This is a genomic window from Bacillus clarus (assembly GCF_000746925.1).
Taxonomy (GTDB): Bacteria; Bacillota; Bacilli; order Bacillales; family Bacillaceae_G; genus Bacillus_A; species Bacillus_A clarus.
In genome coordinates, this window is record NZ_JMQC01000008.1 from 4745773 (window position 1) to 4772067 (window position 26295).

The 26295-nt window shown below is 32.8% G+C and carries 22 protein-coding genes and 6 pseudogenes; 18 read left to right on the forward strand and 10 right to left on the reverse strand.

Annotated features, from left to right (window positions below; all coding sequences use genetic code 11):
* Positions 1 to 21 precede the first annotated feature (21 nt).
* Positions 22 to 1008: an LLM class flavin-dependent oxidoreductase gene (locus DJ93_RS25200; RefSeq protein WP_042983796.1), complete on the reverse strand. Its 987-nt coding sequence runs from the start codon at positions 1006 to 1008 to the stop codon at positions 22 to 24.
* A 92-nt stretch (positions 1009 to 1100) separates the two neighbouring features.
* Positions 1101 to 1388, reverse strand: coding sequence for a hypothetical protein (locus DJ93_RS25205; RefSeq protein WP_042983797.1), 288 nt, complete (start codon positions 1386 to 1388; stop codon positions 1101 to 1103).
* A 605-nt stretch (positions 1389 to 1993) separates the two neighbouring features.
* On the opposite strand from DJ93_RS25205, the pseudogene DJ93_RS25210 reads away from it, so the two are divergent.
* Positions 1994 to 2698, forward strand: a pseudogene (locus DJ93_RS25210) (RNA-guided endonuclease TnpB family protein); the annotation flags it as partial.
* Positions 2698 to 2847, forward strand: a pseudogene (locus DJ93_RS31370) (AraC family transcriptional regulator); the annotation flags it as partial. The pseudogenes DJ93_RS25210 and DJ93_RS31370, both read left to right, overlap by 1 nt.
* A gap of 68 nt (positions 2848 to 2915) precedes the next feature.
* Here the strand turns inward: DJ93_RS31370 and DJ93_RS25215 are convergent.
* Together DJ93_RS25215 and DJ93_RS25220 are read right to left on the reverse strand one after the other, a co-directional pair.
* Positions 2916 to 4607, reverse strand: coding sequence for a M3 family oligoendopeptidase (locus tag DJ93_RS25215; protein ID WP_042983798.1), 1692 nt, complete (start codon positions 4605 to 4607; stop codon positions 2916 to 2918).
* Positions 4608 to 4624: 17 nt separating this feature from the next.
* Positions 4625 to 5563 carry a DMT family transporter gene (locus DJ93_RS25220; protein ID WP_042983799.1) on the reverse strand — a complete coding sequence of 313 codons (939 nt, stop codon included), beginning with the start codon at positions 5561 to 5563 and terminating at the stop codon, positions 4625 to 4627.
* Positions 5564 to 5690: 127 nt separating this feature from the next.
* Between DJ93_RS25220 and DJ93_RS25225 the strand changes: the two genes are divergently transcribed.
* The 6 genes and pseudogenes from DJ93_RS25225 to DJ93_RS25250 all read left to right on the forward strand — a co-directional run bounded on the left by DJ93_RS25225 (position 5691) and on the right by DJ93_RS25250 (position 10277).
* Positions 5691 to 7061 (forward strand): aminotransferase-like domain-containing protein, encoded by a 1371-nt coding sequence (locus tag DJ93_RS25225; RefSeq protein ID WP_042983800.1) that lies wholly within the window; start codon positions 5691 to 5693, stop codon positions 7059 to 7061.
* Positions 7062 to 7081: 20 nt separating this feature from the next.
* A complete protein-coding gene (locus DJ93_RS25230) occupies positions 7082 to 7429 on the forward strand; it encodes a peptidase associated/transthyretin-like domain-containing protein (RefSeq protein WP_042983801.1) in 348 nt (115 codons plus the stop codon).
* A 10-nt stretch (positions 7430 to 7439) separates the two neighbouring features.
* Positions 7440 to 8304 (forward strand): annotated as a pseudogene (locus tag DJ93_RS25235) (SDR family oxidoreductase).
* 112 nt (positions 8305 to 8416) lie between these two features.
* Positions 8417 to 8620, forward strand: a complete 204-nt coding sequence (locus DJ93_RS25240) for a hypothetical protein (protein WP_042983802.1) — start codon at positions 8417 to 8419, stop codon at positions 8618 to 8620.
* A gap of 227 nt (positions 8621 to 8847) precedes the next feature.
* Positions 8848 to 9705 (forward strand): NAD-dependent epimerase/dehydratase family protein, encoded by an 858-nt coding sequence (locus tag DJ93_RS25245; protein ID WP_042983803.1) that lies wholly within the window; start codon positions 8848 to 8850, stop codon positions 9703 to 9705.
* A 74-nt stretch (positions 9706 to 9779) separates the two neighbouring features.
* Complete coding sequence (locus tag DJ93_RS25250) at positions 9780 to 10277, forward strand: DUF421 domain-containing protein (protein ID WP_042983804.1); 498 nt, start codon at positions 9780 to 9782, stop codon at positions 10275 to 10277.
* A gap of 397 nt (positions 10278 to 10674) precedes the next feature.
* Here DJ93_RS25250 and DJ93_RS25255 read toward each other — a convergent pair whose 3' ends face one another.
* Together DJ93_RS25255 and DJ93_RS25260 are read right to left on the reverse strand one after the other, a co-directional pair.
* On the reverse strand, positions 10675 to 10989 hold the full coding sequence (locus tag DJ93_RS25255; protein WP_042983805.1) for a carboxymuconolactone decarboxylase family protein: 315 nt from the start codon (positions 10987 to 10989) through the stop codon (positions 10675 to 10677).
* The gene (locus DJ93_RS25260) at positions 10989 to 11402 is read right to left on the reverse strand and encodes a tautomerase family protein (RefSeq protein WP_042983806.1); all 414 of its coding nucleotides are present in this window, start codon (positions 11400 to 11402) and stop codon (positions 10989 to 10991) included. The genes DJ93_RS25255 and DJ93_RS25260 overlap by 1 nt, the downstream gene beginning before the upstream one ends.
* 109 nt (positions 11403 to 11511) lie before the next feature.
* Here DJ93_RS25260 and DJ93_RS25265 point away from each other — a divergent pair, with 109 nt between their 5' ends.
* The 3 genes and pseudogenes from DJ93_RS25265 to DJ93_RS25275 all read left to right on the forward strand — a co-directional run.
* Positions 11512 to 12387: a LysR family transcriptional regulator gene (locus DJ93_RS25265; protein ID WP_042983807.1), complete on the forward strand. Its 876-nt coding sequence runs from the start codon at positions 11512 to 11514 to the stop codon at positions 12385 to 12387.
* Between the two features lie 693 nt (positions 12388 to 13080).
* Positions 13081 to 13989, forward strand: a pseudogene (locus tag DJ93_RS25270) (UDP-N-acetylmuramoyl-L-alanyl-D-glutamate--2,6-diaminopimelate ligase); the annotation flags it as partial.
* 147 nt (positions 13990 to 14136) lie between these two features.
* A pseudogene (locus tag DJ93_RS25275) lies at positions 14137 to 14556 on the forward strand (DJ-1/PfpI family protein); the annotation flags it as partial.
* 209 nt (positions 14557 to 14765) lie between these two features.
* Here the strand turns inward: DJ93_RS25275 and pdxR are convergent.
* Positions 14766 to 16196, reverse strand: a complete 1431-nt coding sequence (pdxR, locus tag DJ93_RS25280) for a MocR-like pyridoxine biosynthesis transcription factor PdxR (protein WP_042983808.1) — start codon at positions 16194 to 16196, stop codon at positions 14766 to 14768.
* A gap of 148 nt (positions 16197 to 16344) precedes the next feature.
* Between pdxR and DJ93_RS25285 the strand changes: the two genes are divergently transcribed.
* The 3 genes from DJ93_RS25285 (at position 16345) to DJ93_RS25295 (ending at position 18511) form a co-directional block, all read left to right on the forward strand.
* Positions 16345 to 17262: a DMT family transporter gene (locus DJ93_RS25285; protein WP_042983809.1), complete on the forward strand. Its 918-nt coding sequence runs from the start codon at positions 16345 to 16347 to the stop codon at positions 17260 to 17262.
* Between the two features lie 265 nt (positions 17263 to 17527).
* Positions 17528 to 17965: an isochorismatase family protein gene (locus DJ93_RS25290; protein ID WP_310593264.1), complete on the forward strand. Its 438-nt coding sequence runs from the start codon at positions 17528 to 17530 to the stop codon at positions 17963 to 17965.
* Positions 17966 to 18052: 87 nt separating this feature from the next.
* Complete coding sequence (locus DJ93_RS25295) at positions 18053 to 18511, forward strand: GNAT family N-acetyltransferase (protein WP_042983811.1); 459 nt, start codon at positions 18053 to 18055, stop codon at positions 18509 to 18511.
* 81 nt (positions 18512 to 18592) lie between these two features.
* On the opposite strand, the gene secY is transcribed toward DJ93_RS25295, so the two are convergent.
* Positions 18593 to 19897, reverse strand: coding sequence for a preprotein translocase subunit SecY (gene secY / locus DJ93_RS25300; RefSeq protein WP_042983812.1), 1305 nt, complete (start codon positions 19895 to 19897; stop codon positions 18593 to 18595).
* Between the two features lie 345 nt (positions 19898 to 20242).
* Between secY and DJ93_RS34030 the strand changes: the two are divergent.
* Positions 20243 to 20586, forward strand: a pseudogene (locus tag DJ93_RS34030) (ATP-binding cassette domain-containing protein); the annotation flags it as partial.
* A gap of 30 nt (positions 20587 to 20616) precedes the next feature.
* Here the strand turns inward: DJ93_RS34030 and DJ93_RS25310 are convergent.
* Together DJ93_RS25310 and DJ93_RS25315 are read right to left on the reverse strand one after the other, a co-directional pair.
* Complete coding sequence (locus DJ93_RS25310; RefSeq protein WP_042983813.1) at positions 20617 to 22077, reverse strand: sensor histidine kinase; 1461 nt, start codon at positions 22075 to 22077, stop codon at positions 20617 to 20619.
* Positions 22070 to 22735 carry a response regulator transcription factor gene (locus DJ93_RS25315; RefSeq protein ID WP_042983814.1) on the reverse strand — a complete coding sequence of 222 codons (666 nt, stop codon included), beginning with the start codon at positions 22733 to 22735 and terminating at the stop codon, positions 22070 to 22072. Before DJ93_RS25315 ends, DJ93_RS25310 begins: the two co-directional genes overlap by 8 nt.
* 627 nt (positions 22736 to 23362) lie before the next feature.
* Between DJ93_RS25315 and DJ93_RS25320 the strand changes: the two genes are divergently transcribed.
* The 3 genes from DJ93_RS25320 to DJ93_RS25330 all read left to right on the forward strand — a co-directional run bounded on the left by DJ93_RS25320 (position 23363) and on the right by DJ93_RS25330 (position 26181).
* Positions 23363 to 24154 (forward strand): arylamine N-acetyltransferase family protein, encoded by a 792-nt coding sequence (locus DJ93_RS25320; protein ID WP_042983815.1) that lies wholly within the window; start codon positions 23363 to 23365, stop codon positions 24152 to 24154.
* 104 nt (positions 24155 to 24258) lie between these two features.
* On the forward strand, positions 24259 to 24912 hold the full coding sequence (locus DJ93_RS25325) for a YdeI/OmpD-associated family protein (RefSeq protein ID WP_042984376.1): 654 nt from the start codon (positions 24259 to 24261) through the stop codon (positions 24910 to 24912).
* A gap of 153 nt (positions 24913 to 25065) precedes the next feature.
* Positions 25066 to 26181: an NAD(P)/FAD-dependent oxidoreductase gene (locus DJ93_RS25330; RefSeq protein ID WP_042983816.1), complete on the forward strand. Its 1116-nt coding sequence runs from the start codon at positions 25066 to 25068 to the stop codon at positions 26179 to 26181.
* The last annotated feature ends 114 nt before the right edge of the window (positions 26182 to 26295 follow it).

The following is a 26295-nucleotide window of genomic DNA, read 5'->3' on the forward strand; positions in this document are numbered from 1 at the left end:
GTAATTTATTCTATCGTTTTTTCACTTACATGCAGGGATTACGTGCTTACCAAATAAGTCTAGGGAGGAAAGTACTTTATGATGTTCTAATCCACCAAAATTCATTACGGCCATAAAATTCGTAACACCTATTTCCCTGTAGGACTGAATTTGTTTAATAACTTCATCAGGACTTCCTATTACTGGATTGAATTTATGTTTAAGGTCTTCATATGAGATATTCGTCCCACGTGGAGTATTCATAAATAATTGATAAGGACCTTTTGCATTGTATTCAGCATCTGCATATGTTTCACCAACATGAACATGAAATGCAACAGGGATTTCCAGCTCTTCTGGATTACCGTATCCTGCCTTCAGATACATATTCTTGTATGTATCAATCAGCTTTGCTAATTCATCCCTTGATTTACTAAACCCAAGCGCCATGAAATTGCTTCCCATATTAGCAACATGCCCAACACCTTTTTCACTAGAAGTTGCAATCCAATGCGGAGGAAACGGAGCTTGAATTGGTTGGACACTAAGTTTAAGATCTTTGTATTGAAAAAACTTTCCTTGATGAGAAAAAGATTGACCTGACCACGCCTTACGTATTACCTCTAGAGACTCGTTAAAACGCTCAGTTTTGTCCTCCAATGAAATATTATACCCATCAAACTCCCTCTGATCATAGCCACTACCTAATCCGAAATCTAATCTTCCATTTGATAAAAGATCAACAATCGCATAATCTTCAGCAACTCGTAAAGGATTATGTAATGGAAGTACTGAAACCCCCACACCAAGGCGAATTTTGTTTGTCCTTTGAGATGCCGCAGCGAGCAGAACGGCAGGAGAGGAATTAATTCCAAAATCAGAGAAATGATGTTCTGTAAACCATACTCCGTCAAAGTTCATTTTTTCAGCTCGAACCGTTTGCTCCAATACCTCGTTATAGAATTGTTTAGGAGTTCGAGAAAGCAGATGGGGGTAATGGTCAAATATTGTTAATGTACTAAATTTCATTTCATATCGCTCCTGATAATTTTATTTAGCTTTTTTACTTCATGAATCTTTTACAAAAAATCTAGATGGTACTGTATTTAAAAATAATCATTTTAGTTTTCTGAATCATTCCACTGACGGCTTATTTCTAGACCATAATCCATATCATAAACTTCTTTTATAGCTTTAACTTTTTCAAGACTTTCTTCACTAAATACAGGTTTGTTTTCAAAAGAATGAAGAACTATTCTTTCAAGAAGAACGCCTAGTGAAATATCATGATACTCTGCCATCGCTTTCAAAACTTTTACCATTCTTTTTTCCATCCTAATTCCAGTTTGTACACGTTCAACTTTTATTTTTTTATTTTTTTCACTTATTTGTTCATTGTGTTGTTTCATAATTGCACATCCTTATCACTGAAAAACATTATTTTGTTACCTATGTAACAATTTATTATTATAACAATATCGTGTATTTTGTCAATTGTGTCATTATATTATTTAACATAATGGAGCCTTGTCCCATTACCATTAAGATACTATAAATTTGTATCGGCTTTAAAGATGATACGAATCGAATTGTATAAGGGGGAAAATGGTAATTACAAGAGTTAAAAAATAAATAACGAAATTTATCATTTCCCGACAGAAGACTCTCACCTCAAGGAATGAATAGGACATGGTCCGATGAGTAGGTGGGAGATGAATGGCGGTTAGGTAAAAGCCTAAAGATTCTTCTTGTTGAAGATTTGCTACGAGGTAACAGAATCAATTTGTATAGAAGGTAAACGGGATAGTAGGAAGCATTCTAAAATATACGAAATGCTTCCATTATAAAAGTCTATCTGTACGTATACATTTTTGAAGGATGAAAAAGGACTTTCTACAAAAAAAGAAGAAATGATACGAGAGAAGTATTTTTTTCTGCTACATTCTGATATCGTTCTCATAAGTGTCATGAAAAAGTATGTAGGAAACCCAAAATAGGAAATGGGGTGAAAGTGGTGCTCGTCCATAAAGCGTATAAGTTCCGTATCTATCCTAATACAGAACAAAAAATACGCATTGCGAAAACAATCGGTTGCTCGCGTTTTGTATTCAATTACTTTTTGACAAAATGGAATGATGTATATAAAGAAACAGGGAAAGGATTAACCTATGGCACTTGTTCTTCGCAATTACCTACGCTTAAGAAAGAATTTGTATGGTTAAAAGAAGTGGACAGCACGGCTCTGCAATCTTCTCTCCAGAACCTCACGGACTCTTATTCACGCTTCTTCAAAAAACAAAATAAAGCACCCAGGTTTAAGTCTAAAAAGAATAAAGTCCAATCGCATACAACAAAGCACACGAATGGGAATATGGCGGTTATGGATAATAAATTGAAGTTACCTAAACTTGGCCTTTTCACATTTGCTAAAAGTCGCGAAGTAGAAGGAAGAATTCTGAGCGCTACTGTAAGAAGGAATCCAAGTGGAAAATATTTTGTCTCGATTCTTGCCGAAGTGGAAGTACAAGAACTGCCTAAGACAGGTTCATCTGTTGGTGTGGATGTTGGTGTGAAAACCTTTGCCATTCTCTCAACGGGTGAGGTGTTTCACAATCCGAAATGGTTTCGTATATTAGAGAAGAAGCTCGCTCATGCACAGCGTATTCTGTCTAGACGTACAAAAGGTGGTTCGAATTGGCACAAACAACGAATCAAAATATGTTAAAAGAAAATAATGCAGTAATAAAGTACATTTCAAAAAATAAAGATTTATCAACATCCGAACTAATTAAAAGGTTATTCGATCTTTTCCCAACAATAGGTTATGGAGATTCACAATATATAGAACTTATTAATAAAACAAAATGAAAAGCCCGTTTGATCCGAAGAGAAAACAGTAAAAAGATGCACCTAATATAATAGGTGCATCTTTTAAATTATATTCGTTCAAGTAACTCCAATTCATCTTCTACAAATGCCATCAATTCTTTTATTGTATCACCTGAAAAATCAAAGCGAATGCCAGCTGTGCCATATACTTCTTTTATAGATTTTGAGCTACCTAGAGATAGAGCTTTTTTATAATTTTCTAGTGCTTGTTTAGGGTTATCTTTATATTGTTTATACATTTGCAGCGCACCAAGTTGTGCGATTGCATATTCGATATAATAGAATGGTACTTCGAAAATATGTAGTACAGGTAACCAACCAGTTGCTAACCAGTTTTCATAACCATCTATATGTACTACGTTAGATTGATAAGTTTTCTGCAAATCTAAGTACTTTTTATTTCTTTCCCCAGAAGTATGCTTAGGGTTTTCATATAGCCAGTGCTGAAACTGATCAACGATAAGCATGTTAGGTAAATACATAATAACACTTTTAAAGAATTCGATTTTTGCTTGCTTCAAATCTTCTGCGTCTTTATAAAAAGTATCCCAGTATTCTACTGAAAATAATTCCATTGTCATACTAGCTAGTTCAGCTGTTTCAGCGGGGATTTCTTTATATTGTCGTAGTTCCAGCCCTTTTATACACTCGTTATGAATGCTATGACCCATTTCGTGTATAAAAGTAAGAATATCATCTTGTGTATAATTAAGGTTCATAAAAATAAAAGATAGTTGAGAAGCCGGTAAGTACTCACAAAAGCCACCAGCAGCTTTCCCTTTACGACTTCCTAAATCTAAGCAGTTATTTTTATGCATATGATTTAATAAGCTGGAAAATTCACGGTCTAGTTTGTCGAAGATGTAAGTGCTTTTTTCGATTAATTCTTTTTCGTTTCCAATAGGTTTTAGCATTTTTTGATTCGGCGCCACAGCTGCTACATCCCACGGACGAAGTGTATCTACTTGAAGTTTCTCTTTTTTCTCATGTAATATTTTATCTTTAAGTGGCACAACATACTTACGCATTGATTCGGCTAGTTCATAGCAATCACCAGGCGTATAATCAAAGCGCTCATATTTCTTAAACATATAATCACGATAATTACCTAATTGAATGTTTTTTGCCTTTTGATGACGGATTATAATTAATTCATTTAAAATCTGTTGTAAATCTTTTTCAACAGATAAAAACTGTTCTGAGATAAGTGTTTTTGCTTTTTTGCGCGTATCTCGATTTGGATCTTGTAAATATGATTGTAATTCAGTTATCGTTTTTTCTTCGCCATCCCATATTGCAGTTAAACCCCCTGTGATTTCGAAATACGCTGTTACAAATTTATCCTCTTTAATTTCTAATTCAATATTTTTCTCACAAAATAACGTTTGAGCATTTTGTATTTTAGTATCTAACAAGCCATATACTTTAGAATCTAATTCCATTCGAAAAGGTGATTCTAAGTATTTATTATCATATAAATTTTGATAACGTTTTAAAAGTGGTCTTACGTGCTGCTGGTCGTATTCAAACGTATCTTTAATCTCCTGATTATCTGTCTTACATTGAAAAGCAATATAATGAGATCTTAGCTGTTCTTCGATTTCCCAAATTAATTTAGATTGCTCTTTTAACCAGTTTTCAAGGTCTAGCTTTGAAGAAATCGGTATATCTAATAAAGCGGAAAGAGCTTTTTCTAATTCCAGTACATTACCAATATCAATCATATTTAAGCGCTGCATTATATATCCCTCACTTTTTATTTATTCATGGAGATATTCTTCTTTTTTGCTATGATTCCTTTTTCACCCAAAAAGTTTGTACCTATTACCCCAAGAACAATTACAATTGTACCAATGATATGATAGTAGGCGATTTGCTCGTGCAAAAAAATAACCCCGGCGATAATTGTGATAAGAGTAGATAAGTTGCTGAAAACACTTATCTTAGCTGCTTCAATATAAGATAATGAATAATTTAATAATAATGCTGTCAGCAAGGATGATAGTAAACCTAAATATAAAATGGAGATAAGGAATGTTCCGTTCGTAAATGGTTGGAAGTATACAGTTATTGTCCCTTTGTTTATATGGTCAACGATAGCGATAAAATTAAAAGTAATAAAACCGATTGCTGTCATCGTGTAAGTTAAGTCCATTAGCTTGAATTTCTTGGTCATTTTTCGAGCTAACACATTATAAAAAGCAGATGATAACGCAGATAATAAAATGAGAATAACACCGATGAAACTAGTTTCATGAGCACCTATACCATTCATGATAAATATATAAATGACACCGATGACAGAAATAAGTACAGATGTTTTTTGCCATGTATTCGTATACTCTTTTAAAACATATGAAGCTAGTATCATCGTAAATATAGGGATAGCAGCTTGTATAATTCCAGCTTCAGATGAACTTGTATACACTAAACCGAATGCTTGGAATGCAAAGAATAATGCTGGATAAAATATTGCAAGTGGCAAAAGGGCGAGTATGTTTTTAAATGATATATTTAACTTTACAAAACCGAAAATAATCGGAATGGTCGCTATTACGAAAGCGACTGTAAAACGGTGAGCCAGTGTATCCAGAGGGCTTGTAACTGTTAATGCTAATTTCACAAACAGAAATGAGAATCCAATAATAAATGAATAGAGTAATGCTGATAAATATGCCTTTGTCGTATTTTGCATAATTCCACCTCAATATAGTTGATTTCTTACTGGCCAGTATACGTACATGGTAATCTTTCTGATCTAGTGCTACAATGTGAACAAATGTAAACTGTACCGGTACAAATTAAATATAGGAGGTGTAATAATGTATAAGTATTTACATGTTTTAAACGACTTAGAAAGCATGATTCAAAATGGAGAGATAAAAGAAGGGAAGAAATTACCGTCTATTCGATCACTCGTTGCGCAATATGAATGTAATAAGGCCACAATAATACGGGCGCTTCATGAGTTAGAAAAGCGCCATATTATTTATTCTGTACCTCAAAGTGGATACTACGTTGTTAAAAAATCTGGGAGTTACATAGAAAATAACGAGATGATTGATTTCGCTTCTTCAGCCCCAGATCCAGATGTTTTTCCATACTTAGATTTTCAACATTGTATTAATAAAGCGATTGATACATATAAGAACGATTTGTTTATATACGGAACACCTAAGGGATTACCATCTTTAATTTCGGTTGTGCAAAAACAGTTAGCAAACTATCAAGTTTTCACAAGAGAAGAAAATATATTTATAACGTCAGGTGTGCAGCAAGCACTTGCTATATTAACTTCAATACCATTTCCGAATGAAAATGAAACAATATTAATTGAACAGCCAACTTATCATCTATATATTGAATATCTAGAAATAAATCAAATTCCTGTAATCGGTATCAAACGTACAAATGAAGGTATCGATTTGTATGAATTGGAACGTATATTCCAAACAGGAAAAATCAAATTCTTTTATACCATACCGAGATATCACCATCCGCTTGGAACGTCTTATTCTATGGATGAGAAAGAAAAAATCGTTCGATTGGCTAAGCAATATAATGTATTTATAGTGGAAGATGATTATTTAGCAGACTTAGAAAACGATTCAAAAGTGAATCCATTATATAGCCATGATAATTGTAAACATGTTATATATTTGAAAAGTTACTCAAAGATTATTTTTCCAGGTTTACGAGTTGGAGTTGCAGTCATTCCACTATCTATCGCAAATAATTTCCATAAATATAAAAAGATATTAGATATTGATAGTCCAATGATTTCTCAAGCTGCGTTAGAAATTTATATAAAGAGCGGTATGTTTGAACGTCATAAAAATAAAATTAAATCATCCTACTATAATAGATCAAAAAAACTAGCAGAAGCATTAGAAAAGATACAAAATGAAAACCCGTTTTTATTTATATATAATGAGCGGAACAAACTTGGAATACACACTTGTTTAGAAATGCAGAAAAACATAATTACGGAAACACTTATAAAAAAATTAAGGGAAAATCAAATAAGTATCGATTCTATTGATAAAAATTATTTAAAGGATTTTCATAAAAAAAGGCTGTTAAAGTTAAACGTATCGAATATAAAGGAGGATAAGATTGAAGAAGGTATTCACAAAGTAATTGAGGAAGTAAAACGACTGGGGCGTCTAGATTTTCATTTCAAAAAAGAATAATACGTATAAGGAGGTTTGTTATGAAGCGAAAAATAAGAGCCTTGTTTGTATGTATTGCTATAGTAATTGGAGCGATTGCAATTACTATATATAATAAAGAAAGTGACGAATGTATAGCAGTTGCTATGTATACGAGAGGTGTTGTAGTGGATCATAACAACGAACCTATATCTAATGTGAGAATTTACGAAGATTTCGTTAAAAGTAAGGAACGCGCTATTTCAAATCTACAAGGTGAATTTGAAATTATTAATGGCGTTTGTGGTGAAATCACGTTACAATTTGTTACTCCAGATGGAGAAATCTATACGAAAAAATATGATAGTGAGCATATACCAAAAATAATTAAGCTTGATAATAAAAATTAAGGAGAATGATATGAAACCATTACAAGGAAAAGGTGCAGTTGTAGCTGGGGCAACACGAGGTGCTGGAAGAGGAATTGCGATGATGCTTGGTGAAGCTGGCGCAACTGTATATGTAACAGGAAGATTTATCATCAATGGGACGAACAGAAACGATTGAAGAAACCGCAGAGCTTGTTACAAAGCAAGGCGGTAGGGGAATTACGGTTCGTGTTGATCATACGGTAGAAGAAGATATTAAAGCATTATTTACAAAGATTCAAGAAGAACAAAATGGTCAGCTTGATATATTAGTAAATGATGTTTGGGGCGGTGATCCTTTAACTGAATGGGGGAAAACTTTCTGGGAACACGATTTACATAACGGATTATTAATGCAGCAAAGAGCAGTTCATTCCCATATGATGACGAGTTATTACGGTGTACCATTAATGGTGAAAAATAAGAAGGGACTTGTGATTGAAATTACAGACGGTGTCGATTATCAATATCGCGGTAACTTATACTATAGTTTAGCAAAAGTCACAACAATTCATTTAGCAGAGGCTATGGCGAAAGATTTAGAGATGCATAATATTACAGCTGTTGCGGTTAGCCCAGGATTTCTTCGTTCCGAAGCGATGTTAGATATATTTGGTGTAACCGAGGAGAATTGGCAAGAAGGAGCAAAAAAAGATCCTCATTTTATTGCATCTGAGACTCCTTTCTTTATTGGACGAGCGATTGCAGCTTTAGCAAGTGATCCAAGCGTTCATGGGAAAAAAGGCCGAGCACTTAGTTCGTGGGAATTAGCAAGGGAGTATGGATTTACAGATATAGATGGAAGAAGATCGGATTGGGGAAAATACTTCGAGGAGAATGTTTTAAATCAAAGTTAATCTTTTTTAATTAATGTATTTTAAATATTATAGATTTTCCGTAAAGGTAATGGTAATTAATCCCTATTTGATAGTATTCTTAAAGTATAGTTTATACGGGGGGATGAAGCATATGGCAGTTCGTATAATAGAAGATTTACACCAAATGTCTATATTACTTATGCTTTTATGTTCATTTTGCTTTTATAGGTATTTAAAGAATATAAAACGAGAGAGAAAGCTGACTGCTTTTGAATTTACTATGTATATCATTACTCCATTTGCGACTTTCATTTGGGGAGTCACTTCTATTATTAAATTTTTATCTGAATCCTAGTAAACATTTTGTAGATAGTTTATTATTGTAGATTTTAGTTTCAAATACATGATGTACAATGCTCTTTTAACATTACAGAAGTATTACATGAAAAAGAGCTAACCTCTCCTTTAAAAGCTTTAGTGTGCTATTAATATAACATGTAGACAAAATATTTCTCCATACTTGTCACGCATTACAGAAGTACTTCGTCTTATTTATGACATTCATAATGAGGAGGAATACGTATGAAGATTTTTGTAGCAGGTGCAACAGGTGTAATAGGACGCTCTTTAATACCAATGTTATTAAAAGAGGGGCATACTGTATATGCAATGATTCGTAATGGATCGCAAGTAGAGACACTGAAGAAAATTGGTGTTTTACCGCTAATAGCGGATGTGTTTAACCGTAAAGAAGTATTCTCTGCATTAGAAGAAGCAAAACCAGATGTAGTCATTCATCAATTAACAGCATTATCAGCTTGGAGTTTAGAGGATAATGCTAGAATCCGAATAGAGGGTACACGAAACCTTGTTGATGCTGCAAAAAATGTAGGTGTAAAGAAAATAATCGTTCAAAGTATTTCTTGGGCCTACGAATCAGGAGATATACCTGCGACAGAGACAGATATACTAGATATTTCTGCTCTTATGCCTCGACAAGTCACCATTAATGGCATAGTGAAATTAGAAGAAGCTATTTCTGAAATACCTGAATTTGTTATCCTACGTTATGGCACGCTTTATGGACCAGGAACATGGTATGAAGAAAATGGAGTCATTGCGAATCAAGTTCACAATAAAGAGGTTGTAGCGACCGATGGTATAAGTTCTTTTATACATGTGGAAGACGCAGCTCGGGCCGCTGTGTTAGCTCTGAATTGGCCATCAGGGGCAGTGAATATTGTAGATGATTATCCAGCAGCTAGTAAAATTTGGTTACCTGTTTATGCAGCTATACTTGGTGCGCCGAAGCCAAATGTTAAAATAGGCAGAAACAGTTGGGAGCGCGGAGCTTCAAATAGTAAGGCACGTAAAGAGTATGGGTGGATACCTCTATATCCTTCATGGACTGAAGAGTTTAAGAATATGGTGAATGTATAAATAGGATGAAATAATAAAAGTAATCCTTTAATGGGAATACTAGTCGTACACTACCATTAAAGGATTGGACTTACATGCATATTCTTTTTGAAAGTATTATTTTAATTTTTACTGGCATTCTTGTTTTGAAATTAACAGGTAGTAAATCTGTTAGCCAAATGACGAGAGCTGAAATTATTATCGTTGTTTCTATAGGACGAATTATTGTAGAGCCTGTATTAAGCAGGAAAGTAGTCCCATCTATTTTTGCTGCGTTTATTTTTGCGAGTGTTTTACTTATCATTCACTTTTTTGAATTGAAATCACGAAAAGTAGAAGGATTTTTAAATGGAAATAGCATTGTTGTTATAGAAAATGGAGAAATTTTAACAAAGAATTTGTTACGTGCAAAAATGTCGGAACAACAATTATTTATGCATTTGAGAGAAAAAGGTATTCATGATATAACGAATTTACAACAAGCAACAGTAGAAACGAACGGACGTATTGGGTATCAACTAACTACTAAGGCACAACCGATTACTTTGGAAATGCTAGAAAAGATACTAAATCAATATAATATGAAAAAATAATTGTTTACGACAAAAATTATATATCTAGATTATGCACAAATAAAAAGACAAGCAAATATTATTTAGATTCAATCAACTTTTTAAGTAACCTTAATTTTCGTTAATAGGATATCTCAAACTCCCTAGCAAGAGCACTTGCGAAAACAAGTGCTCTTTTATTTTTTTATGTATATTTAAAGTGATAATAAATATTTTTATTCAGTTAATTCCGAATTTTAAATTATCAATATACTATAAAATGTTAAACTTAATAGGAGTGTATAGGCAATGATTTGAAAGGATTTGTAAAAAAATCATTTGAGAAGCTAGGAGTATTTCCTGTAATTCTAAACGATTCTTACATAGTTTGATATTAGCGTTTCCTGTTAAATAGATGCTTTAAAGAGATATCATATGGTCATTTTTTACTCAGTATTACGTTTAGCGCTGCAGCTGCTTTAGGCCATCCAACGTAGAAGGCCATATGTGTTATCAAAGCAATAATTTCCTTTTCGTTAATTCCATTTTTTTCAGCTAATTGTAGATGAAATGGTAGTTGTTCAGTATTGCCAATACTAATTAGAGCAGATAGTGTACATAAACTTCTTTCTTTTGATGTTAAAGTAGGATCTTTCCATACTCTTTCAAATAATATGTTTTCACCGTAATCAACAAAATCGGGAGCAATATCTCTCATTTTCTTTGGTATATTGGATTCGATACGATCATTCACTATTCTTTTTCCTCCTTCGTATTAACCATTTGTGCTATTCCTTGACCAAATGACCAGTTTTCAGCAGATGACTCGTTTAATGTAATAAAAATATCAGTTGTAGAGATGTTTAAATGATGATAAAAAGCTTCCGAGATGGATTGATACAAATTCCTTTTCTGATTTATTGTTCTTCCTGGCGCACATGTAATAGAAATATGTATCGTTTTATCTGATCTCTTTTTCTCTTCTTCTAAGAGATAATATGGATCGTAAAAAAATTGATTCGATGGATAGGGTAAACACATGTGAAAATAATCATCTTCTGGAATTTTAAAATGTTCAATTAATGAATGATGAATACTATTGCTTACCTTTTTTAACTCTTCTTTATTCAATAGACCTTCTCGATAATAAACATGGACAAACGGCATATATTCACTCCCTTTCTTATAACCTTATTTTACTTCCACGACTTTGATTTGTATAATTGAAAATAAACCATAAGATTATCAATAAAATCGATAAAGATGAGGTGTCAAAATGGAAATAAAAGAGTTAAATACATTTAAAACGATTGTCGAAGAAGGAACTTTTTCACTTGCGGCAAAAAAATTAAACTATGCTCAGTCAACCGTAACAACACATATAAAAAAACTAGAAAAGGAACTAGGATTTCTTCTATTTGAACGAGGATGGGATGCCAGATTAACAGATGAAGGTACTTTATTTGTAGAAGAAGTAGATAACTTGTTAATGCATTGGGATTATTCAATAACTCAAGCGCAGCGTATAAGCAGTGAGGAGAAAGGAACATTAAAAATAGGACTAACAGAATCTGTTGCTAAAAAATTAATCCCGTCTATATTAAAATATTTAAACAATGAGAAACCGTACATACATTGTGATTTTGTCATGGGAAATACAGCGCTTTTATCACAAATGATCGATCAAAATAAGCTCGATTTTGCTGTTTGTGGAAACAACAAAAATAGTTCCAATCTGAATTTCACTCCACTTTGTAAAGAACAAATCGAATTTATTGTCAATAATCCTCATCATCCAATATTAGAAAAAGGGTCAGTTGAAATATCTGATATCACTAATTACCCTATTTTAATTGGAGAGAATAGTTGTTATTATTCTCAATCTGTGAATGCTTTCTTATCAGAAAACAACTTATCCTTTAAAAGAGTCTACAATTGTAGTGCATTACATCTCATTCCACAAATGGTTTTTGGAAATGCAATAGGCATTATCCCTAAGGGAACTAGTTTAGAACAAAGTAATATATCATTTGAGGTTAAGGGATTTGATCCCCAAATGCCTATAGGATTATTAATTTCTTCTAAAAGAAGAAACTATTTGAGCCAGACAAAACAACAAATTATGAAATTGATTGAATCGTCGTTGTTATAAATAAAGATTTAGTCTAATGATTATCTACATTAGATTTAGCTTTGAAATAGGTTTTGAATTAAGCTCCTTGCCTTAGTTCAATAAAAAACCCGAAATCCCTTTGAGATTATATTGAAGATTGCGGTTCATCTTTTTTTAAAACGGTGCAACTTTATTTTAAATTCACATATATAAATGGTAAAAAATTATATGAAATTATAATATTACTATAAAACACAGCTAAATCATAAAACCGACAGCAGTATACTGCAAGACTTAGTAAAGAAATATAAAAACGGAAGTTGATTATAGAAATGCGGTAATACCTCGATTAGCTCCTGGAATATTTAATAATATCGTTATAAAAATAGCAAAAAAGTTGAAGAATATTAATTGGTACCAAAATTTAACGAAAGTATTAGATGTTTTGAAGATCTTATAAAAGATAAGTTTGTAGATACTAATTACAATTTTTATATATAGATTATGCACAAATAAAAAGGACAAGCATATATTATTAATACCCATTTAACCTTTTTAGTAACATTAACTTTCGTTAATAGGGTATCTCAAAATCCCTAAAAGAGCACTTGCGGAAACAAGTGCTCTTTTATTTATTCATGTTTATTTAAAGTGATAATAAATGTTTTTGTTCAGTTAATTTGGAATTTTAAACCATCAACATAATATAAAATGTTAAACTTAATAGGAGAATGTATATTTAAAACAGCTGTTTTCACAAACTTAACTCAAGATCATTTAGATTATCATGGAACGTTTGAAGAGTATAGGCGTGTAAAAGGTCTTCTTTTTTCAAGACTAGGAAATAAGTTCTCCCCAACAGATAAAAAATTCGCTATTTTGAATGCAGACGATTCATCCGTAGATTATTTTAAGGAAATTTCTTCCGCTGAAATTATTACATACGGAATAAATAATGAAGCGGATGTTCAAGCAAAGAATATAACTTTAAGTCCAAAAGGAATTCGATTTTTAGTTTCTTCCTTTAATGGAGAAATAGAAGTTAATCTTAGTCTAGTAGGACGCTTTAATATTTATAATGCATTAGCAGCAATAACAACTTCATTGGTTGAAGGTATCCCTCTTAAAAACATTAGTGACAGTTTATCTAACTTAAAGAGCATTGAAGGTAGAATGGAGATCATAGACGGAAATCAGGATTTTCTGGTATTAGTGGACTATGCTCATACACCTGATGCATTAGAAAATGTACTTTCTACAATTAGTGAGTTTTCAAAAGGTAAAATCATTACAGTTTTCGGTTGTGGAGGAGATAGAGATACAAAAAAACGCCCTATAATGGGTAGAATTGCTGGAAGCTATAGTGATTTTGTATTTATCACTTCTGATAATCCGCGTTCTGAAGATCCTTTGACAATAATTAAAGATATTGAAAAAGGAATTTTGCAAAGTAATAATTTAAAATATAGCGTAGAAACAGACCGTGAATTAGCTATAAACAGCGCAATAAAAATGGCAGCTTCTAATGATATTGTTTTAATTGCGGGTAAGGGACACGAAACATATCAAATTTTAAAAAATAAAACGATTCACTTTGATGATACAGAAAAAGCTCGAAAAGCAATTATAAATAACAGATAGATTATATTTCGAGGAAAATTAGGTCAACTCTTGATGTATACGCTTGTTGAAGAATTGTTGGAATTAATAGTTATCTTTATAATAGACGATATAAGTTATGATTAGAGTGTTATTCGATGCAAACAAGAAAAGCTTATCTATATGTATTTAATACTATGTCAGATTGGGAATACCTGGAGCGAAAATATACATGAACCTATCTTGAAAAAAGTTGGTGAGGCCTTAAAGCTTGGTACTATTATTGCTGCAATTTGTGGTGCAACTGAGGGTCTTGCAAATTTTGGATGCTTAGATTCTAGAAAGCATACAAGTAATAGTTTAGAGTATATTAAAATGGTTTGTCCTAATTATAAAGGAGAAAAATTTTATGAAATGGGACCTGTAGCATCTGGTGAGAATTTAATTACTGCATTAGGAGTAGCTCCTCTGGAATTTGCGATGGAAGTACTGAAAAAATTAGATGTATTTGCACCAGATACACTTCATTCATGGTATAACTTAAATAAGACTCATAAACTTGAATATTTCTTCCAGTTAATGAGTTCAATAAATAAGCTAACAATTTAGTAGTATTATAGTAGTTAAAATAATTACCATGCTATAGATAATATCAAAGCATGGTTTTTGTATACAGCAAAAAAAATGTATATACAAGTATCAAAATGCTAATGGGAATCTAGTTCATAAAACGAAGCAAGTACCCCAAAACAAAAAATGTACAATTTTTGTTTTGGGGTACTTGCTTTTCTTAGTTTAATGGGCATGTGAAGATACCTCTATATAAATTTACCTATTGTATCATGTAATTTCTCTAAACCAATCAGCATATCTTTTTCATTTAACATGGAATAACTAATTCGTAATTGATTATATTTTGTTTCATGGTTTAATAAACAAGCTGTTCCAGGTAAAAAAGAAACATCTACTTCATTTGCTTTTTGTAATAATGTAAAAGAGTCGATTGATTGTGGGAGCGTAACCCATAAGTTAAATCCACCCTTTGGTGTTTGAAATTCTATTTCTTTTAACGGAGATAATATTTCAATTGTTATATCACGTCTAATTTGTAAAGCTGTACGTAATTTTTCTAAATGATTTTTCATTCGTTCCGCCCGTAAAAAGGGAAGTAGTGCCTTTTGTGTTAATAAAGGACTACCAATATCCATCGAAGCCTTCACGGCATATAACCATTCAAAAATAGGACCTTCAGCTACAAGCGCCGCGATGCGAAGACCAGGTGCTAATGTTTTACTAAACCCTTTTAAATATATAACATGACCATTTGTATCAAAGCTTTTAATAGGAGGTGGAATTGTAATATCCTCAAAATAAATCTCTCCGAAAGAATCATCTTCCATAATGAAAAATTGATATAATGCTGCTAGTTCTATAAGTTCCATTCTTCTTTCTTTACTCATCACAGTACCTGTCGGGTTCTGAAAAGTAGGATTCACATATAACAAGACAGGATTCTTCCTTTGACAAATATCATCGATTAAGTCTGAGCGAATTCCATGGTTATCAAGATCGACAGGAATTATTTGAACGCCTTTATTGACAAATACATCAAGTGCCGCACCGTAACATGGACTTTCTACTAATACTATATCTCCAGGTTTTAATAATGTTTGGGCAATTAAATCGATTCCTTGCTGGGCACCACTTGTAATTAATAATTGAGATGGATCCGTAACGAATTGTTGGTGCTCTTTTAAGTAATTTGCTATTTCAATTCGGAGTTCGTTATCGCCTTGAACAGGTCCGTAAGTAGCCAGTATCATCTGATCTTTATTGATTAATTTTTGCATCTCATCTGAAAGAAAGGGATTTGGTAATAAACGCGGATACAGGATCGCTTGTGAAAAATCGTAATATTTACGGTGTTGATTCATTACATATTGAGAACGCATAACATTAATGGATTTCTTTTGTTGCCATTGATACGGAATTGGTTTGAAATTTTCCCGCGCCTGTTTGTGTATATAGGCACCTTTTCCTTGTTCGATGCGAATATAACCTCTTGATTCTAACTGCTTATAAGCTTTACGAACGGTTAATAAACTAATTTGTAAATCATCTGCCATCGAACGTAAAGAAGGGAGGTAATCGCCATTTAAAAGCATCCCGCTTTGAACTCTATCAACAATTTGCATATAGATTTGTTGATAATACGGTATGTTAGATTCTTTACGCAGTACAATCTTCATGAATTCACCCATTTTTCTTTTTAATTCAATTAAAGCGAAAAAGATGCAGGTAATCAACTACATATTCGTTCAACTGTTATATACGTTGATACACTGTTATACACCATATCCTCTATACTCATTTCAAGAGTAAAAAGGAGGAAGCAAAATGGTCATTTTTAATTATATTTTAGTATGTATTATTTTTGGAACAACATTTTTAATGATAAAAATCGGGATTGAAGCGGGCACACCACCATTATTTTCAGCTGGTATTCGTTTCTTGTTAGCAGGTCTTATTCTTATCACTATTTTTAAAGTAAAGAGAAAGCATGTTATGCCTTATTTATTATCAAAACGTATTATGTACGCTGGTTTTTGTTTAACTTTTATGACATTCGCAACGTTGTATTGGGCAGAACAGTATATTTCTTCTGGATTAGCAGCAGTGCTTTCCGCAACAGGTCCGATGATGATCTTATTATTACAATCAAGGAGAAACAAAACAAAATTACAAAAAGAGCAACTCTTTGCATTACTCATTGCACTTATAGGTGTTTTTTGTATTTCTTTACCTGGAATGCATCAAGAACTTACATTCATAGGGAGCATCGCTTGCCTTGTTATTTTAGTGGGGGAGCTGTTTTATGGAATTGGTTCTATTTATTCAAAAGAAATACTTTCAGATTTCCCGAGAGTATCACCGTTTCTTATTAACGGTATTCAAATGTTTTATGGAGGGATCTTGCTATTAATTGTATCTGTTGTAATGGAACAGCCTAATCCAGCTGTATTAACATCTTGGAGTGTACAGTGGCCAATTTTATATCTCATATTTGTAGGGTCAATTGGTGGGCATGGTTTATATTATTGGCTTTTATCAAAGACTAATCCAGTATTCCCATCAACTTGGTTGTATGTATCTCCATTAATTGCTGTTATTGTAGGTTATATAATTTTAGGTGAACCGATAAATCCAGCAATGGGAATTGGAGCTTGTTTAATTTTAATCGGTGTATTTTTAGCAAATCGTTCTACACTTGGGCTGTATTTTAAACAAGGTAAGTTATTGAAAAAGGAAATGTAGTATATATTAGCTGTTACATTTAGAAATAGTGTAATGTTTTTGTTTAAAAACTGAAAATACGATTAATTACAATTTTTATATGCTATAATTATGTGTCATGTTAATAAAAAGGCCCGTATATATTAGGGCCTTTTTCAGTTTTACAATATGCATATAAAAGGGTTAGAGATGGATATGAAACAAGTATTGATCGTTATCGATTTACAAGAATTTTTTTCTCAGAGGAAAAAATTCTTTATATCAGCATGAGCAATTACTTAAAAATGTGAATACGGTTATTGATTGGGCAAAAAGAGATGACATACCGGTTATTTTCATTCAACATACAGATCAAAATTCATCAGATGAAATGGCGAAGAGGAAACACGCTTGGGAATTACATAAAGGATTGTATCGAGACAGTAATGACATTGTAATTGAGAAAATTACATGGGATTCCTTCTATCAAACTGTATTAGAAGAAACGTTACAAAAACTAGGTGTGGAACAATTAATTTTTGTGGGTGCACAAACTGAATTTTGTTTAGATACGACAATCCGAATTGCTTATAGTAAGGGATACCAACATAATCTGTTAGTAAGAGAAGCTCATAGTACGTTAAGTAGTAATACTCTTAGCGCAAAACAAATTATAGAACACCATGAATCTGTATGGAATAACCGTTTTGTACAAATACAACCACTTGATTTATATAAGCTATAAAAACTAATCAATCTACATATTATATTGAAATATTTTTTCTGTTATTGACGTAGAAATAAGAAAATAAGTTATATGAAGGGAATTATTATGGAGATAAAAATAGATGATTTAACTAATTCTGATGTGAAAAATTTATTAATGGATCACCTGCAAAGTATGGCATTACATTCTCCACCAGAAAGTAGGCACGCTCTAGATTTAGAGGGGTTACGTAAACCTGAAATCACTTTTTGGAGTGCGTGGGAAGGAAGTAGTTTAGTTGGGTGCTGTGCGCTTAAAGAACTTGACCTTCAACATGGAGAGATTAAATCAATGAAAACTTCTTCTTTGCATGTAAGGAAAGGTGTTGCAAAACGACTGCTCCAACATATTATGAAAGAAGCAAAGCACCGTGGTTATAAGAGACTAAGCTTAGAAACAGGTTCTATGGACGCGTTTAAACCAGCTAGAAAATTATATATTAGTATGGGGTTTCAATATTGTAATCCGTTCTCACAATATAAAGAAGATCCAAATAGTGTATTTATGACAATAGAATTAATATAATAGTGTATAAGTTCAAATGAGTAATGTACATAACAAAACCCTCTCGCTGTATATACGAGAGGGTTTCTTTATGCTCACATGTTAGTTCACTTTCTTTATAAATCCTTTATAATGACGCTTCACAAGCTGACTTTCTAATGTCTTCATCGTTTCTAATGCTACACCTACGATGATGAGTAAGCTTGTACCACCAATTTGAGCTGAAGGTGGTAATGTAGCAATTTTTGTGAATAAAAGTGGCAATATTGAAATTGCCCCTAAGAAAATAGCGCCAATAAATGTTAAACGGTATAAAATTTTTGTTACATACTGTTCTGTAGATTTACCTGGGCGAATGCCAGGTACGTATCCATTTTGCTTTTTCAAGTTCTCAGCCATTTGTTCAGGATTTACTTGAACAAATGCGTAGAAGTATGTGAAAGCAACAATAAGACCGACATAAAGTGTCATTCCGATTGGGTGTGAGAAATCTAGATTCGCAATTAACCATTTAGATATACTTGAATCAGGGAAGAGCTGTGCAATTGTGCGCGGCGTCATTAAAAATGCTGAAGCAAAGATTACAGGAATAACACCTGCACTATTTACTTTAAGAGGTAAATGAGTATTTTTTGCTCCTTGATATTGATTGTTTCCTGTAACAGCTTTTGCGTATTGAATCGGTATTTTACGAACTGCTTGTTGTATATAAATAACACCGACAACAATCGCTAAAATGACCAATCCAATTAAGACAATTTTTACAATATGCATAAATAACTGATCGCCTGCGTTTTGGAATTGTTGTAAATAAATTTGATTTGCAACGTTTGGAATCGCTGCAACGAGTCCTGCGAAAATAAGCATTGAAATTCCATTACCTACGCCGTTAGCAGTTATTTGTTCCCCTAACCAAAGTAAAAATGCAGTACCAGCAGTTAAAACTGTAGCAATAAATAAGTATGTAGTCCAGCTTGGATCTGTTATTAATTGTCCACCTGCTATATTATTAAAGCCAATAGACATCCCAATGGCTTGTATGAATGCGAGAATGATTGTAAAGTATCGAGTAAATTGAGCTGACTTTTTGCGGCCCATTTCTCCTTGCTTTGCCCATTCTGTAAATTTAGGTACAACGTCCATTTGTAATAATTGTACGATGATGGAAGCTGTAATATATGGTGTGATACCTACAGCAAAGATTGAGAAGTGTTGCAGTGCTCCTCCGCCAAATACGTTCAGCATGCCTAAAACGTTGGCTTGATCTTGTACTTTTAATACCTCTGCGTTAGTATGAGGAACTGGAATAAACGTGCCAATTCGAAAAACAATTAACATCGCTAATGTAAAAAGGATTTTCCTTCTTATCTCAGCTACTCTCATAAAGTTTGAAATCGTACGAAACATCATGTCGCCTCCTGTATTTTGATCAGTTCAAAAACTGATTATTATATCCCGATGAATAAACCACAAACCTCCTTCCGCATTAAGTTCATTTGACAAATGGATTTTCATACATTTTGTAGTTTTCATGGATATATACATACAAGGATTTATATAAGCGATAGATTTATTTCGAAATCATTCAATACCCATAATATAACTAATAAATAAAAAAATGTACATACATACGCATGAAAAACGTATAAAAAAGAGTTAAATTTTACATTAATTGATTGTGCAAATTATTGGTACACTGCAGATATTGCTTATGCTCTGCGAGATATATGTAATGAGGAACTTGGACTTCATCAACCTAAAAAGAACAGAGCACTAGAATTATTAGAAAAGGTAGGACTTACAGAAGTAGAATCAAAGCGAAATATTCTGCAACTAAGTGGTGGACAACAATAACGTGTAGCAATTGCCCGAGCGTTATCTAGCAATGTTGATTTACTTATTGCTGATGAATCAACAGGAAACCTTGATGAAGAAGCAGCAAAAGAGATTATTGAGTTGTTTCAGAAGCTCGCGCATAAAGAAAATAAATGTGTAATTGTTGTTCCACATTCACAAGAAGTTGCAAAAAATCGGATCGAGCAATTTATTTAAGCAAGAAGAAATTAGTAGTAAACGATATTAATAACTCGAAATAAACAAACTCCCCTATGAATAGGGGAGTTTGTTTATTGTTTAGATAATGGAATGTTAATAAAGAATTGTACACCATGTTCCACATTATTTATAGAATAATTTATACCTAGCGCTTCAAAAATTTGTTTGACGATATATAGCCCTAATCCACTTCCTCCAGTATTTCGATTTCTTGACTTTTCAATTCGATAAAAGGGTTTGAAGATATGTTGTATATTCTCTTCTTTAATTTTGACACCTGTATTCATGACTTGCATTTGGATGTGGTTTTGTTTAGAATCCTGGGTTAATTTTATATAGACTTTTTCGTTATTTGGTGAATACATAACTGCATTATGAATAATGTTTTTACATGCTTTTTCTAAAAGAACATAATCCGTATAAACCAAAAGGTCCGAGTCGATTTGTTTTATTATTTGAATGTCTTTTTGCGAAGCAAAAAATTCGAGATCTTTTGTAATTTTACCTATCAATTCTGAGAAAATCACTTCTTCTACTTGTAATTTAAAGGTATGTTGTTCTAATTTTGACATACTTAAAATTTCGCGAACTAGATGTTCCATACTTTCAATAATTTGGTGATTTTTCTTTAAGTATTGGTCGCGATTTTGATAGGGACCAATATTATATATCATTCCTTCTAAGTATCCTTTCATAACAGTAAGAGGAGTCTTTAATTCATGTGCTACAATTGCGAAAAATTCTCTACGTTTTCTCTCTATCTCTCTTTCTTTTTCAATATCGTTTTTTAATTGCTGATTTGCTTTTTGTAAATCGAAAAGAGCTTGTTGTAAGTTAATAGACATATCATTCAAACTATTGGATAGTTCTCCTAATTCATCCATAGAACGAACCTCAATTTTTTCGGAGAAATCTAAGTTTGCCATTTTTTGTGCTCTCTCATTAATATAAATGAGTGGTTTTGTAATAAATCTTGAATATATATAAGCACTTCCTATCCCAATAACCAGTACAATGATACTGATATAGGGAAGTAAGTGTACCAAGACCTGTGAAGCCTCATCAATCGGTTGAAATGTTGCGGATACTACGAGCATTAGGGTAACATCTTGGAATTGAATTGGCTTGGTAACGTCAAATGATTTGCGTAGGTTATCTGAATTCTCTAATGTAATCGCTTTATCTACTCTCCCGATTTGAAATTCCTTGGTGGTCCCCTGTATAAAATGGAAAGAAGGAGAATAAATAATTTTCCCTTCATTATTTTGAAGGAAAATCACTGCGTTATTTTTTTGTGCGTATTCATCAAAAAGTGGTATTGCATTTTGAAACGTAAGTTCTTTAGATTTATCAATTATTTCTTTTATCCCTGTTTGAAGTTGATCTGTTTTGTATTGCTCATAAAATGTAGGGAGAAAAAAGTATAAAGTTAAATAAATCAAGAATGCAAAGGCTAACAAAATGAGGGATGTAATCATAAAGAGTTTATAAGTAATTCGCTTCATCTTCATGTTTTTTACAATCCTATTCATCGAGTTTATAACCAATTCCCTTTACGGTTTTAATGTAAGGGATATTTAATTTTTTTCGTATGTTTTTAATATGTGTATCGATTATTCGTGTTTCTCCGAAATAATCGTATCCCCAAACTTTTTCTACGATGCTTTCTCTTGTAAGTACTTTTTTCTCATTTTGAAATAGCAGTTGTAGAATTTCGAACTCTTTTGTTGTTAAGGCGATTTCAACCTCATTTACGTATACTTTATATGCATCAACATCGACACGCACTTCTTTAAAAACAAAATGATTATTTACACTTTGATCGTAGCTCCTTCTTAGTATCGCTTCGACTCGTCTCATCAAAACATGAAAAGAAAAAGGTTTCGTAATATAGTCATCGATTCCAAGATCAAATCCTTTCATTTGATCTTGTTCTTCTTCTAATGCAGTTAGCATAATAATTGGTATATTTGACTGACTTCGAACCATTTTGGCAACTTCAAATCCATTCAGGTTTGGCATCATCACATCTAGAAGTATTAAATCAAAGGATTGTTTATTAAACTGTTTCATGCCCTCTAATCCATCTGATGCAACCACAACTGTATACTGTTGTGTCATTAAAAATTGTTTAATTAATTCCTGGATTTCTTGATCGTCTTCTACCACAAGAATATGATAGTTCCTCATAATATCACCTCTGGTAGCCATTATAGCCTTACTATCTGGAGTTTATGTGGAGATTTATTAATAGACTACGTAGAAGGAATCTAAAGACTTCACATGCAACCATTTTAGCTTAAAGAAATAGGATATGTGCATAGTACTACAAGACTGATAGGAGCCGAATTTCCTTTCGTTAAAGAGTGAACTGCTTCTTAAATATTTAAAACGTAGGGTATACGAACTTCTTGAATGGAAGTCATCAAAGTTATATTCACAAAAGAACCATGTATAATACTGTGAATATTTCACAAGGTTTGAAGGTGTTGGTTGCGTGAAGCTACTCCTTTGAAAACATCGTTAACAAAAGGAGGGCGTTATGTGAATTTCCATGTACAAGAAGCTGTTGAGATCGTACTCCACAAACATTAGAATAAGTTATTAGTAAAAATCGTAGGAATGCATACTCCTACGATTTTTTTGTCAACACTTTTTCTCGCTTTATATAAGAAAAGAAACTTCTAACCGCCTCTCCATTTATAAGTAGTATTTTGTACCGGTACAGTTATTATAAATGTACATTGTTAGCACCCTACATGACTTTTACAATCAGCATATAATACTTTTACTTTCAATATTAAAGGGGTGTTTTTAATGACAGAATTACAAAATCAGTTTTTTGTAAGATTGAATCTTAACAAACAAGATACAGCCACATTTGAAGACTTAAATATAATCATTAACGCATTTGCAAATGAAATTCCGTTTGAGAATTTAGATATTATATCAGATAATACGAAAAAGATTTCTAAGGAGAATTTACAAAAGAAAATATTAGCGAGTTCACGTGGAGGGCTTTGCTACGAATTAAATACTCTTTTATATTATTTTCTACAAGACTGTGGGTTCGATGTGCAGTTAGCATTAGGAACAGTTTATAAAAGTGATTTAGAAGTGTGGGCACTTGAGGAAGCACATATTACGATTATTTTAAATTATGATAACGCATCATACTTAGTTGATGTAGGAATCGCTGCACTGGTACCCCTTATACCTGTCCCGTTTACCGGTGAGGTTGTTACTTCTAAAAATGGCGAATATCGCGTTAGAAGAAAAGATACTGGCAAAGGAGATTATGTTTTAGAAAGAAGAGCTATCGCTTCATATGATGGTACAAATGAAAATGCGGAATGGAAAGTATGCCATGCTTTTTACACTCGTGTTATTGATGAATCAACTGTAAATGAGGTTCAAAGAAAAGTAATAGAAGATGAAAAGTCTATTTTTAATAAAGGACCACTTACAGTAAAGCTTACAAATTGTGGTCACGTTTCTTTAACGAAAGAAAGCTTCACTCGATTAGTTCATGGTCAAAAAAGCAAGTGTCGCATTACAGATTCTCAATATAGAGAGCTATTATATGACATTTTTCATATTAAAGCATAAACCTTGAAAGGATAGTTTCGTTTGCGCAGTAAGACCTTTCTCTTTTATAGTAGTATAGGGAGCATGAAACAATAATGAATATTCAAATGCAAAAGGAGTTTACTATGTCTATTATCGATAAACTGAAACTAAACAAATATACGCATATGGTAGTAATGAACCAACCAAATGATTATGACGTATTTACAGAGCAAGCAACTACTTTTTCTAAAGACCACGACGCGATTTTTATTTTTGTAGAAACAATTGATGAGATGGTAGAACATACAAAATTTATCATTAATAATAAAGAGTTATTACTTGAGAAAGGTTATGTGTTTTTCGCTTATCCGAAAAAAGGGAATACTCGTTATGAAACCTTCATTCACCGAGATGAAATGTTTCCGGCGTTAAAGGTCGGTGAAGATGGATATGTAGACAATAGTGATATTAAATTTGCACGAATGGTAAGCATGGATGATGTGTTCACTGTTGTTGGTTTAAAACGCGAGAAGAAAAAAGAAAAGAAAACATCTGCAGCTAGTCAATGTGTTGCAGATTATGTAAATCGTATTAAAGATGTTGAAGCATTATTAGCGAATCATCCGAATGAGCTTGCATTTTATCAAAGTTTAACACCAGGATATCAAAAAGATTGGGCACGTAATTTATTCTCTGTAAAACAAGAAAAAACACGTGAAAAACGTCTACAAAAAATGGTTGAGATCCTTTCACAAGGTTATAAAACAATTGATTTGTACCGTAAGAAGAAAAAATAAGTATTATAAAAGACACAATGTTGCAATAATTTATTGGCATGAATACGTTGAAATATAGAGTTCTTCTAGTATACTAAAAATGGTTCTGATAATTATTAGAACCATTTTTATAATAAGAAAAAGATAAAGTATGAAATAGAAAAGGTGTTTGAAATGAAATCGTATATTGTAGTTGGAGCTGGAATTTTAGGAGCGTCTACTGCTTATCATCTTGCTAAGGCTGGGGCGAATGTTACTATCGTTGATCGTCAAGATTTAGGTCAAGCAACAGATGCAGCGGCGGGTATTGTATGTCCATGGCTTTCACAGCGTCGTAATAAAGCTTGGTATAAAATTGCAAAAGGTGGCGCACGCTATTACGCTTCTTTAATTCAGCAATTAGAAGAAGATGGTGAAACTGATACAGGTTATAACCGAGTAGGTGCTATTAGTTTACATACAGATGCTAAAAAGTTAGGTCAAATGGAAGAGCGAGCTTTTAAACGCCGTGAGGATGCTCCAGAGATTGGTGAAATTACTCGTTTATCACCAGAAGAAACAAAAAGTTTATTCCCAGCATTATCGGAAGAATATGGCGCGATACATATAAGTGGTGCAGCTAGAGTGAATGGAAGAGCGCTTCGTAATGCACTTATAAATACTGCACAAAAGCATGGTGCAACTTTTGTAAAAGGAAATGCAGTATTAATTCATGAAGATAATCATGTTACGGGTGTTACAGTAAATGATGAAACACTTCTCGCAGACCAAGTAATTGTAACTGCTGGAGCTTGGGGAAATGAATTACTAAAGCCACTAGGTGTGAATTTCTTAGTTACATTCCAAAAGGCGCAAATTGTTCATTTACACATGGAAAATACAAACACAGAAAATTGGCCAGTTGTTATGCCGCCAAATGATCAATACATTCTAACTTTTGAAGAAGGTCGTGTCGTAATAGGCGCAACACATGAAAACGATACGGGATTAGATTACCGCGTTACTGCAGGTGGTTTACATGAAGTATTCCATAAAGCATTAACAGTTGCTCCAGGGTTAGAGAATAGTACGATGCTTGAAACGAGAGTTGGTTTTAGACCATTTACACCCGGTTTCTTACCTGTAATTGGACCATTGCCTAATTTTGAAGGTATTCTTGTAGCAAACGGATTAGGCGCTTCAGGATTAACAGCGGGTCCATACTTAGGATCTGAACTCGCAAAACTTGCGCTCGGACAACAGATTGAATTAGATTTAAATGATTATGACGTAGCTGGAGCAATTGAATAGTAATAAACAAAAAAGATTAGGATTGATTGCCTAATCTTTTTTGTTTATATATTTCAAACGAAAAGTAAATGTTTTTGGGAGTAGGAGTACTTTTACATAATAAACCATTGCTAA